This is a genomic window from Agrobacterium sp. V1 (assembly GCF_030518355.1).
Classification (GTDB): domain Bacteria; phylum Pseudomonadota; class Alphaproteobacteria; order Rhizobiales; family Rhizobiaceae; genus Agrobacterium; species Agrobacterium cucumeris.
The window spans coordinates 272,684-284,354 of sequence record NZ_JAULSF010000001.1; the positions used below are offsets into that span (position 1 = coordinate 272,684).

Here is an 11,671-nt window from a genome sequence, read left to right on the forward strand (position 1 = left end):
TCAGGATTTCTTGTCCGGGGCAGGCACAGGAGCCGGTGCCGGAGGAGCCGGTGGTTGCGGCGCGACGTCCTTCTTGGCGGTATTTTCGGCATCCTTTTCGAGAGGCGGCAGGCCGTTGGCGATCTTTTCCTTCACCTTGGCCTTGTCCACGTCATCGCTGTCGCCGATCAACGCACGGTTCCACTGGTAGACCGCTTCGATCTTGCGGCCCACGCGCCAATAGGCGTCGCCAAGATGGTCGTTGATGGTCGGATCGCCGGCCTTGAGTTCGATTGCCCGCTCCAGTTCGGTCACCGCGTCATCAAAAGCGCCGAGACGATAATGCGCCCAGCCAAGCGAATCGACGATATAACCGTCATTCGGGCGAAGCTCGACGGCGCGGCTGATCATCTTCATGCCTTCGTCGAGATTGATGCCCTTATCCACCCAGGAATAACCGAGATAGTTCAGCACCTGCGGCTGTTCCGGGTTCAACTCCAGCGCCCGCTTGAAATTCGGTTCGGCCTTGTCCCATTCCTTCAGGCGCTCATAGGCGATACCGCGCTGGAAGAACACCGACCAGTCGGATTTCTGCGGCACGGCGCCGATCACCTCGATGGCCTTGTCGTAGTTTTCGGCCATGGCCTTGTAGTCCTTGGCGTCCGAAAGCACGCTGCCATAAGCGAGGTAGGAGCGAACGTCCTTCGGGTCGGATTCGAGCAGGGATTTGAGGTGCTGGCGCGCCTCATCCACCTTGCCGGTCTGCGCCAGCGTTAGTCCGAGCTGCAGCTCGGAGATGCGATACATCGGCGAATCCTTCGGCACATCGCGGTAAAACACGATGGCGCGTTCAGGCTGCTTCATGGCTTCAGCAAGCCCGCCGAGAAGAATAAGCGTATCGGGGCTTTTCTGATCGAGCGCGCGTGACGTCTGCAGATAAAGCGTGACGATTTCCTCGGCGCCTTCACGGTTCAATGCCCCGGCAATCGAGAACATGACGCTGGCGGCGCCTTCCACCGCATTGGTGATCTGCTGTTCCGGCTTCTCACCCTTTTCGATTGCTTCGCGAAGCGCTTTCAGCGGCGCGTAATTCGGCGCGAAAGTGTCGCCGACCGCAATCGCGTCCAGCGCCTTCTGCCTGTTGCCGGCGGAAGCCTCGAGGCGTGCCAGCGCCATCACCGCGCGCATATAGGTATCGGACGCCGTTGCGCCGCCTTCGCGATCGGTCACCGCTTCGTTGAGGCTTTTCCGGGCCGCATCGATATTGCCGCTGACAAGGGCGATGGCCGCCGCATTGTATTTCTGGAAGATCGAAATCCAGCCCGGGCCCTTCATGTTGTTGACAAGCGCCAAAGCTTCCTTCGGCTTGCCGGAACCGGCACGCGCCCATGCGGTCAAAAGCGTGTTGACCATGCGGTCAAGATCGTTCGGGCCGGTATATTTCAGGATTTTCTCGGCCTTGGTGAATTCCTTGTCCTTGATGGCGTCAAGGCCACGCACGATGGTCGTCACCCGCTCGACGGACGTATCGTCCTTCATCGAATCGGCGATCTTGGCGCCAGCCTCGAAGTTGCCGCTCAGAAGTTCGGCGATCATCAGCCGCTGGCGGATTTCCGAATTGGCCGGATCGAATTCCAGGGCCTTCTTGTAGAGCGAAATCGCGGTGGGATAGTCCTGATCGACATCGGCATTGCGCCCGGCAAGGAAAGCGCCGGAGAAGGTGTTCACCTTGGCCGGATCGAACGTAACGGCCTTCTCTTCCGTTTTCGCCTTTGTCTCCGCAAGGCCGGGGCTTGCGCCCGCGCCGATTGCGAGAGCAGCGGCAAGAGCCGCGCTGCAGAGAAGACGGAGTGCTGGTTTACGCCGCATGAGGGAACCTTTGCCTTTGTGCGAATGCACGGAAAAATCAGTTTCCATTGTTTGGTCACGATAGAATGGCTTTTTTGAAGCAACCCCGCAAGAAATTATGGCCCGGCCACAATCGCGCCTTGCGAAAAATCCGACCCGAAACATCGGGCGGACGGTCCTGTCCATCCGCCGTTTGCGTGGGCCTTTAGCCTCAGTTCAGACGCTCGATGCAGAAGTCGATCACTTCCAGAAGCGCATTTTTCCACGGGCTCTGTGGCAGCGGCGCCAGCGCATCGCGGGCAATGGTGCCGTAATGTGTGGCGCGTCCGATCGTGTCGCCAAGACCATTATATTTGGTGATCAGGCCCAGCGCCTTTTCGAGGTTTTCATCGCTGCTTTCGCCCTTTTCGATGGCGTTTCGCCAGAAGGCGCGCTCGTCCTGCGTGCCGCGACGATAGGAAAGGACGACCGGCAGCGTAATCTTGCCTTCGCGGAAATCGTCGCCGGTATTCTTGCCGAGATCGGCGGACTTGCCGCCATAATCGAGGACGTCATCGACGAGCTGGAAGGCGAGGCCGAGATTCATGCCGTAGGATTTGAGCGCGCTGCGGGTTGCCTTGTCGGTCTTGGCGACAATCGGGCCGACTTCCGCCGCAGCCGCAAACAGGGCCGCCGTCTTGGCGCGAATCACCTGCAGATAATCGTCTTCGGTGGTTTCCATGTTCTTGGCGACCGAAAGCTGCAGCACCTCGCCCTCGGCGATGACCGAAGCGGCCGTGGACAGCACATCAAGGGCATCGAGCGAGCCGACATCCACCATCATGCGGAAGGCCTGGCCGAGCAGGAAGTCGCCGACGAGAACGCTTGCCTGGTTGCCCCAGATGGTGCGGGCGGTGGATTTGCCGCGGCGCAGATCGCTTTCATCCACCACATCGTCATGCAAAAGCGTCGCCGTGTGCATGAATTCCACGCTGGTGGCGAGCTTGATGTGGTGGTCGCCCTCGTAACCGAACATCGAGGCCGAAGCGAGCGTCAGCATCGGCCGCAGGCGCTTGCCGCCGGACGAGATCAGATGGTTGGCCACCTCGGGTATCATCTGGACATCGGAACCCGCCTTGGAGAGGATAAGCTGGTTCACCCGTTCCATGTCGGGGCGGGTCAGGTCGACAAGCGGCTTGACGGATGCGAGTTTGTTTTTGCTTTCTTCAAGCGGTATGACGACGCCCAAGGGACAGGACTCCTGTTCGAATTTGAATTCGACAATAAAAACTGGCGCCTTGCGCGGCAAGGGGCGAATTGCCGCTAGCCATTCAAAAAGATGGGAATTTAGGGCTTATCCATGCGTGAACTGATCCGTACCAACGATGCCGTGCTGCTCTCCTTCGCTGAAAGCCTGATGAAGGACGCCGGCATCCACTGCCTTGTTGCCGATCAGGCGATGAGCATTCTGGAAGGTTCGCTCGGTCTTTTGCCCCGAAGGTTCCTTGTGGAAGAGGATCGTGCCGATGAGGGCCGACGCATCCTCATCGATGCCGGGCTGGGGGACGAGTTACGGGGCGAAGAGGCTTAAGGCGACGTGGGCGACGATATTTCCGAAACGATTGACGCCTTTCACCGGGGCCGGTTTCACATCCTTCAGCCGAAGGGCAGGGGGCACCGCGCCGGCATGGACGCCATGCTTCTGGCTTCGCTGGTGGCGGATGACCGCCCCTGCCGGATAGCCGATCTCGGTGCGGGTGCAGGTGCGGCGGGTTTTGCGGTTGCCGCCCGGCTGGAGACGGCCGAGGTAACGCTTTACGAACGCTCGCCGGAAATGGCGGATTTTGCCCGCCGCAGCCTGTTGCTACCGGAAAACGCTGCTTTTTCCGCTCGGGTAAGCGTGCGCGAGGCCGACGTGACCCTGCGGGCGAAAGCGCGCGTCGAGGCAGGATTGCCCGATGACTATTTTCACCACGTCATCATGAACCCGCCCTATAATGATGCGGGTGACCGTCGCACGCCGGATGCTCTGAAGGCCGAAGCCCATGCCATGACGGAGGGCCTGTTCGAGGACTGGATCAGAACCGCAGGGGCGATCATGGTTTCGGGCGGGCAGCTGTCGCTGATTGCACGGCCGCAATCGGTGGCGGACATCATTGCCGCCTGCGGCAGCCGCTTCGGCGGCATGGAGATTACCCTCATCCATCCACGTCCTGGCGAGGACGCGGTGCGCATGCTGGTTACGGCCATCAAAGGCTCGCGGGCGAGGCTGTCATTCCGCTCGCCGCTCATCATGCACGAGGCCGACAGCCACGCCTTTACCCCCTTCGTGGACGACCTGAACAATGGCCGCATCGCCTATCGCCGTAATGTAAAGGCAATCAGAGCCGGCTTATAAATATCGTCGTTCCGCCGGCCGCACCATTGTGTTTTCCCGGGCGATACATACATGCCTGACGAACAGGCAAATGCTGCGAGGATTGAGTTGTGGGTTTTTTGAAGTATCTGATACCGAAACGCTTTCGCAAAAAAGAACTCGTCATCCCTGTCGTGCGCATGCATGGCGCGATCATGGCGGGCGGCAGCCAGTTTCGTCCCGCACTTAATCTAGCCTCCTATGCGCCACTGCTTGAAAAGGCCTTCGCCATCAAGGACGCGCCGGCCGTCGCCATTTCACTCAACTCTCCCGGCGGCTCGCCGGTGCAGGCGCGGATGATCTATAATCGCATCCGCCAGCTGGCCGAGGAAAACGACAAGAAAGTCCTGATCTTCGTGGAGGATGTGGCGGCCTCCGGTGGCTACATGATCGCGCTTGCCGGTGATGAGATCATTGCCGACCCCACCTCCATCGTCGGCTCGATCGGCGTCGTCTCCGGCGGTTTTGGTTTTCCGGAAATGCTGCGGAAGATCGGCGTGGAGCGTCGCGTCTACACGGCCGGCGAAAACAAGGTCATCCTCGATCCCTTCCAGCCGGAAAAGGAAGGAGATATCGACTACCTGAAGTCGCTTCAGGTCGAAATCCACAATGTTTTCATCGATATGGTGAAGATGCGCCGCGGCGCGAAACTGATCGACGATGAGACGATCTTCTCCGGCCTGTTCTGGACCGGCATGCGTGGCCTCGATATCGGCCTGATCGACGGGCTGGGCGACATGCGTGAGGTGTTGCGCCGCCGTTACGGCGAAAAGATCAAGCTTCAGCTCATCAGCGGCGGGCGCACCCTGTTCGGCAAAAAGGTGCCGGGCGTGAATGCGGCACTCGGCCTGAATGGCGAAAGGCTCGCGGCAGGCGCAGTCTCGGGACTTGCGGAGGTTGCCGAAGAAAAGGCATTGTGGTCGCGTTTCGGTCTTTGATATCGCGGGAATAGGGCCTTATGGCGCAGCTGATTACAATCATCCTTCTGGTGGTGGGATCCATCATCCTTTACCGCCGCTTTGTGCGCGACGCGCAAAAGCTGTCCGCAAAATCGAAACAGCGCGAAAAGGAACGCGAGACCGGCGCCATCGGCACGCTGATCAAGGACCCCGAGACGGGCGAATATCGCGTCAAGCGCGAGGATGATGCGTAACCGCGGGCGCGAAGCGAGGCGTTTCGCCGGCATCGGGGCTTAAGTCACAAGTTAACCCAAAAAGCAGCTTGTTCAGATATACCCCAATTTCTGCAAGTATTTTTGCCGGATTTATGCAACTACTGGTCCCCGATATTTGAGATCGATCTGCAGCGCTTCGCCCAAAGCTGGCTGAAGCCGCGCACGAGCTTGCTGGACGGGGTATTTTTTGCAGAAAGTTCATTCCATTCAGTTTTTGCGAGCAGTCGCAGCGCTGGCAGTCATGTTTTTCCACATTGCCGGCACGCCTTTCACGATCGGCGCAGCCGGAGTGGATGTTTTCTTCGTCATATCCGGATTTGTCATGGGGCTGGTCGCTGACAAGTCGCCACCCGGCAAGTTCCTGCGCCATCGTCTCTTCCGTATCGTGCCACTTTACTGGGCCATCACATTCGTCATGTGCCTTGGCGCACTGGCCGGGGTGTTTTCCACCTTCACTTTCACGATGGAACATCTCTGGAAATCACTGCTCTTCGTCCCCTATGTCAACGCTGCGGGCCAGGTGACGCCGCTGGTGCTGGTGGGCTGGACGCTGAATATGGAGATATTCTTCTATCTTGTATTCGCGCTGGGTCTTGCATTGCGCGCGCCGATCGCCGTAACCGTCGTCATCCTGTCGGCAATGGTGGCCGTGGGGCAGCTGGCGGACTGGCAATCGCCATTCATGCAGATTTGGGCATCGCCCCTGCTGCTGGAATTCCTCGCGGGGCTTATCCTGTCTCGGATTGCCTTTGCGAGCATGCGCAGTGGCATCGCTGCTCTCGCCCTGTCTTTAGTCGGGTTTGCTTTCGCGGCGGGTATCGGTGAGCAATTTGGACTTTTGCGTATCGTGAGCTGGGGCTTGCCTGCCTTCCTGCTCGTCGCGGGTTGTGTCTGGATCGAAAGAGCCGGTGGCTGGCCTGAAGCGTGGCTGAAGCCTTTCGAAATTGTCGGCGACGCCTCCTATGCGCTTTATCTCCTGCACGGGCTGGTTATTTCGATCGTCCTGAAGGTCATAGCACCGGGTTTTGCGGCGAGCATCGTGATCGTTGTTGTTGCGCTGGCTGTGTCTATTGCGGCGCATATTCTGTTTGAAAAGCCGGTCATCAGGCTTTTCAGAAAGTTCGCAGATCGCGGCATCGCAAGTTCACGGGCGGCGGCGGCGGGCTGATCCCCCACTGCTGCGGGTCGCCGTTTCGCATAAAACCTTGACCCTCAGGCCATGCCGTGGCACCAGTCCGCATCCGAAGTAAGTCAGTGCTTACTTGTCCTCCTAACGCCGCGATGACTGCAATGACCGATATTCCAGACCATATGAACCCGAAGCGTTCCTTTCAGGCGCTGATCCTGACGCTGCATAATTACTGGGCCGACAAGGGCTGCGCGGTGTTGCAGCCTTACGATATGGAAGTGGGCGCGGGTACGTTTCATCCGGCAACGACGCTGCGCGCACTCGGCCCGAAGCCGTGGAAGGCCGCTTATGTGCAGCCATCACGTCGTCCTTCCGACGGCCGTTACGGTGAAAACCCCAACCGTTTGCAGCATTATTACCAGTATCAGGTCATTCTGAAGCCCAACCCTTCGAACCTGCAGGAACTCTATCTCGGTTCGCTGAAGGCGATCGGCCTCGATCCCTTGCTGCACGATGTGCGCTTCGTTGAGGACGACTGGGAAAGCCCGACGCTCGGCGCCTGGGGTCTTGGCTGGGAATGCTGGTGCGACGGCATGGAAGTGTCGCAGTTCACTTACTTCCAGCAGGTTTGCGGCATTGAATGCTCGCCGGTCGCCGGCGAACTGACCTACGGTCTGGAGCGTCTGGCCATGTATGTTCAGGGCGTCGACAATGTCTACGACCTGAATTTCAACGGCCGCGAGGGCGAAGAGAAGATTTCTTATGGCGACGTCTTCCTGCAGGCCGAGCAGGAATATTCCCGCCACAACTTCGAATTTGCCGATACGGCCATGCTGCATCGCCATTTCATCGACGCCGAAAAGGAATGCCAGGCGCTTCTCGCCGCCGGTGCGCCCGGTGACAACGACAACCAGCGCCTGCACAAATGCGTTTTCCCGGCCTATGACCAGTGCATCAAGGCAAGCCACGTCTTCAACCTTCTAGATGCGCGTGGCGTGATCTCGGTTACCGAACGCCAGAGCTATATTCTGCGCGTACGCACGCTGGCGAAAGCTTGTGGCGAAGCCTTCCTGCTGACGGATGCGGGCGGGCTGAACTGGAACAGGGCCGCCTGACGATCTATCTAAGGCGGACAACAGTCTAACGTGCGGACGCCGCTCATGGCGTCCGCGCCTCTTGAGGAGGGGTCGGGAATGTTCATCACGCTGGCAATCATCGCGGCAATCGCGCTTTATGTCGTCTTCATCTATAACGGCCTCGTCAAGGCGCGGCAGATGAAGGAAGAGGCGTGGTCGGGCATCGACGTGCAGCTGAAACGCCGCGCCGATCTCATTCCCAACCTCATCGAGACCGTAAAAGGTTATGCCGCGCATGAAAAAACCACCTTCGAGGAGGTGATCGCCATGCGCAACCGCGCGCAGGCCGTGCCGGCGGGCGATGTCGAGGGTCGTGCACAGGCGGAAGGGCTGCTGTCGCAGGCGCTCGGTAAACTCTTTGCACTCGCCGAAGCCTATCCCGACCTCAAGGCCAATACGAATTTTCTGGAATTGCAGCGCTCGCTTGAAACCATCGAAGGCGAGCTCCAGATGTCGCGCCGTTATTACAATGGTGCGGCGCGCGATCTCAACGTCAAGGTGGAGAGCTTCCCGTCCAATCTGGTCGCCGGCCAGTTCGGGTTTTCCAAGGCACCTTATTTCGAGATCGACAATCCAGCCGACCGCGCCGTGCCGACGGTGAAATTCTGAGGACGCCGTTCCTCTGACGGTTTAAAAACCTCCCGCTCAAATTCCGATAATCCGGCTCCGTGCCGCATTCTTTGACAAGACGACGATCATGATCGAACTGACCATTACCCCGCCCGACCACCCGCTTTCCGGCAAGGTCGAGCCGCCCGGCTCCAAGTCCATCACCAATCGTGCGCTTCTCCTGGCTGGTCTTGCCAAGGGCAAAAGTCGGTTGACCGGCGCACTGAAAAGCGACGACACGCTTTATATGGCCGAAGCCCTGCGTGAGATGGGCGTCAAGGTAACCGAGCCTGATGCCACCACCTTCGTGGTCGAAGGCACGGGCGTTTTGCAACAGCCGGAAAAGCCGCTTTTCCTTGGCAATGCCGGTACCGCCACGCGCTTCCTCACCGCCGCTGCCGCACTTGTGGATGGTGCCGTCATCATCGATGGTGACGAGCACATGCGCAAACGTCCGATCATGCCGCTGGTGGAGGCGCTGCGCTCCCTCGGTGTCGAAGCGGAAGCGCCGACCGGCTGCCCGCCCGTCACTGTCTGCGGCAAGGGCACGGGGTTCCCGAAAGGCAGCGTCACCATCGATGCCAACCTCTCCAGCCAATATGTGTCAGCGCTTCTGATGGCCGCCGCCTGCGGCGACAAGCCGGTCGATATCATCCTCAAGGGTGAGGAAATCGGCGCGAAGGGCTATATCGATCTCACCACCTCGGCCATGGAAGCCTTCGGCGCCAAGGTGGAGCGGGTCAGCAACGCCATCTGGCGCGTGCATCCGACGGGTTACATGGCAACCGATTTCCACATCGAGCCGGATGCTTCCGCCGCCACCTATCTCTGGGGTGCGGAACTGTTGACCGGCGGCGCGATCGACATCGGCACGCCCGCCGATAAATTCACTCAGCCGGATGCCAAAGCCTACGACGTCATGGCCAAGTTTCCGCACCTGCCCGCCGAAATCGACGGCTCGCAGATGCAGGACGCCATTCCGACCATCGCGGTCCTCGCTGCCTTCAACGAAACACCGGTGCGCTTCGTCGGCATCGCCAACCTGCGCGTCAAGGAATGCGACCGCATCCGCGCCGTCTCGCTCGGGCTCAACGAAATCCGTAACGGTCTGGCGCATGAGGAAGGCGACGACCTGATCGTGCATTCCGATCCGGCGCTGGCGGGCCAGACGGTGAATGCCTCCATCGATACTTTCGCCGATCACCGCATCGCCATGAGTTTTGCGCTGGCGGCGCTGAAGATCGGCGGCATCGCCATCCAGAACCCTGCCTGCGTGGGCAAGACCTATCCGGCTTACTGGAAAGAGCTCGCCTCGCTCGGCGTCGAGTACACGGAAAAGGAAAGCGCTGCCGAACCGCAGCACTGAATGTATTGAGGAAGGACCGCCCCGTGAAGACCATCGCCGCAAGACTTCTCGCGCTGTTCGTCTTCCTGGGCGCGGCCTTTCCGGCCCTAGCGGAAGAATTCATCCGCTCCTACCATTCCGTCGTCGAGGTGGCGGCGGATGGCAAGCTGGCGGTGACGGAAACCATCACCGCGCGCGCCGAAGGGCAGAACATCAAGCGCGGCATCTTCCGCGATTTCCCGCTTTATGCGCTGGATGCGAATAACCGCCGCACCAAGGTGGATTTCAACGTCGTTTCTGTGGAGCGCGATGGGGCGCCGGAAAACTGGCGCACCGAAACTATCGATGGCGGCATCCGCATCTATACCGGCAGCGCCGACCGTTTTCTGCCGACCGGCGAGCATATCTTCCAGATCACCTACACAACCGCCCGGCAAATCCGTTATTTCAGCGATTATGACGAGCTGACCTGGAACGTCACCGGCAATGGCTGGCAGTTCCCGATGGGCGAGATTTCCGCGACCGTGGTTTTGCCTGAGGGCGTTAAGGCGACAGACACCAACGTCTTTACCGGACCACTCGGTGCAAAAGGCAAGGACGCCCGCATCCTCAGCGAAGGCAACGAGGTGTTCTTCGCCTCCACCCGCCCGTTTACGGTGGGCGAGGGCATGACGATTGCCGTCAAGCTGCCGAAGGGCGCAATTGCAGCACCCGATACCTCGCAGGAGGCGGGCTGGTGGCTACGTGATAATCTGGCCATCCTGCTTTCGGGCGGCGGGCTTTTTGTCGTGCTGCTTTATTATCTGCGGGCGTGGTTCGCGGTGGGCCGTGATCCCGCAAAGGGCGTGGTGGTGCCGCGCTGGGATGCACCGGAGGGGCTTTCCCCCGCTTTGGTCAATTATGTCGATAACCGCGGTTTTTCCGGCGCGGGCTGGACGGCGCTCTCCGCCTCGGCTCTTGATCTCGCGGTCAAAGGCTATGTCGTTCTGGAAGATCTGAAGAATTCCATCGTCATCCGCCGCACGGAAAAGGCAACCGCCGCGGATCTGCCGACCGGGCAGAAGACGCTGCTCTCCGCCATCGGCGGTGCGGGCAAGGTGTTGACCATCGACAAGGCCCATGGGGCGGAAGTCGAGAAGGTCGGCACGCAGTTCCGTGCGGCGATAGAAAAGGAACATCGCGGCAAATATTACCGCAGCAATGCCGGTTATATCGTTTTCGGTATCTTCCTCAGCATCGCCATCATCATCGCGACGCTGGTGTTTGGCGATCTTGATGAAAGCGCCATTGCCGCCATACTGGTGTTCGGCTTTTTCTCTTTCTTCTTCAGCATCCTGTCGATCGGTATCGGCCGGCAGTTTTCGCGTGGCGCGCCACTGCGCAAGCGCATCGGCGGCATCGTCATGCTGGCCTTTGCCGGTTTCGTCGCCTTTTCAGCCATTGGCGGTATTGCCACGCAAATCCTGCTGGATGTCACGCATGATACCAAGTCGCTGGCGCTGGCGGCGATTGGTGGCATCGTGCTCACCAATGCGCTGTTCCTGTTTCTGATGGGCGCGCCGACGCCGCTCGGCCGCAAGTTGATGGACGGCATCGAAGGGCTTAGAACCTATCTCACGCTGGCGGAAAAAGACCGGATGAACATGGCGAGCGCTCCCGCCATGTCGCCGCAACATTTCGAGACGCTGCTGCCCTATGCCGTGGCGCTGGGCGTCGAAAAGCCCTGGAGCCGCACCTTCGAGACCTGGCTCGCGACAGCCGCCGCCGGTGCCGCAGTGGCAAGTTATGCACCCGGCTGGTATTTGGGCAGCAATTACGGCAGCTTCGGCGACAGGATCGGCGGCTTTTCCACCTCCATGGCAAGCACCATCGCCTCCACCATCCCACAACCCGTCAGTTCGTCCAATTCCAGCTTTTCGGGCGGTGGCGGCGGCGGCGGTTTTTCGGGCTCCGGCGGCGGCGGCGGTGGTGGCGGCGGCTGGTGATGCGCGCTGGCGGTAATTTAACCGATAGCTGGTGACTTTTGCCGCTGGTCTTGCTAAGTCCGCGACACTCT

11 protein-coding genes are annotated in these 11,671 nt (G+C 59.8%); 9 read left to right on the plus strand and 2 right to left on the minus strand.

Going from position 1 to position 11,671, the window contains the following annotated elements:
* Together QSV77_RS01300 and QSV77_RS01305 are read right to left on the minus strand one after the other, a co-directional pair.
* Complete coding sequence (locus QSV77_RS01300; protein ID WP_161991323.1) at window positions 1-1,896, minus strand: tetratricopeptide repeat protein; 1,896 nt, start codon at window positions 1,894-1,896, stop codon at window positions 1-3.
* Between the two features lie 142 nt (window positions 1,897-2,038).
* Window positions 2,039-3,055 (minus strand): polyprenyl synthetase family protein, encoded by a 1,017-nt coding sequence (locus QSV77_RS01305; RefSeq protein WP_302732293.1) that lies wholly within the window; start codon window positions 3,053-3,055, stop codon window positions 2,039-2,041.
* Window positions 3,056-3,166: 111 nt separating this feature from the next.
* Here QSV77_RS01305 and QSV77_RS01310 point away from each other — a divergent pair, with 111 nt between their 5' ends.
* The 9 genes from QSV77_RS01310 to QSV77_RS01350 all read left to right on the plus strand — a co-directional run bounded on the left by QSV77_RS01310 (window position 3,167) and on the right by QSV77_RS01350 (window position 11,600).
* Entirely contained in the window at window positions 3,167-3,397 is a 231-nt protein-coding gene (locus QSV77_RS01310; RefSeq protein WP_142841218.1) for a DUF2007 domain-containing protein, read from the plus strand.
* A gap of 6 nt (window positions 3,398-3,403) precedes the next feature.
* Window positions 3,404-4,204: a tRNA1(Val) (adenine(37)-N6)-methyltransferase gene (locus QSV77_RS01315; RefSeq protein ID WP_302732294.1), complete on the plus strand. Its 801-nt coding sequence runs from the start codon at window positions 3,404-3,406 to the stop codon at window positions 4,202-4,204.
* A gap of 89 nt (window positions 4,205-4,293) precedes the next feature.
* Window positions 4,294-5,160, plus strand: a complete 867-nt coding sequence (locus QSV77_RS01320; RefSeq protein WP_302732295.1) for a S49 family peptidase — start codon at window positions 4,294-4,296, stop codon at window positions 5,158-5,160.
* Between the two features lie 20 nt (window positions 5,161-5,180).
* The gene (locus QSV77_RS01325; protein ID WP_046800646.1) at window positions 5,181-5,375 is read left to right on the plus strand and encodes an NfeD family protein; all 195 of its coding nucleotides are present in this window, start codon (window positions 5,181-5,183) and stop codon (window positions 5,373-5,375) included.
* 208 nt (window positions 5,376-5,583) lie between these two features.
* Window positions 5,584-6,564 carry an acyltransferase gene (locus QSV77_RS01330; RefSeq protein ID WP_302732296.1) on the plus strand — a complete coding sequence of 327 codons (981 nt, stop codon included), beginning with the start codon at window positions 5,584-5,586 and terminating at the stop codon, window positions 6,562-6,564.
* A gap of 113 nt (window positions 6,565-6,677) precedes the next feature.
* On the plus strand, window positions 6,678-7,640 hold the full coding sequence (locus QSV77_RS01335; protein WP_035218800.1) for a glycine--tRNA ligase subunit alpha: 963 nt from the start codon (window positions 6,678-6,680) through the stop codon (window positions 7,638-7,640).
* A 78-nt stretch (window positions 7,641-7,718) separates the two neighbouring features.
* Window positions 7,719-8,270 (plus strand): LemA family protein, encoded by a 552-nt coding sequence (locus QSV77_RS01340; RefSeq protein WP_269698614.1) that lies wholly within the window; start codon window positions 7,719-7,721, stop codon window positions 8,268-8,270.
* A gap of 88 nt (window positions 8,271-8,358) precedes the next feature.
* Window positions 8,359-9,636 (plus strand): 3-phosphoshikimate 1-carboxyvinyltransferase, encoded by a 1,278-nt coding sequence (locus tag QSV77_RS01345; RefSeq protein WP_302732297.1) that lies wholly within the window; start codon window positions 8,359-8,361, stop codon window positions 9,634-9,636.
* A 23-nt stretch (window positions 9,637-9,659) separates the two neighbouring features.
* A complete protein-coding gene (locus tag QSV77_RS01350; protein ID WP_302732298.1) occupies window positions 9,660-11,600 on the plus strand; it encodes a DUF2207 domain-containing protein in 1,941 nt (646 codons plus the stop codon).
* The last annotated feature ends 71 nt before the right edge of the window (window positions 11,601-11,671 follow it).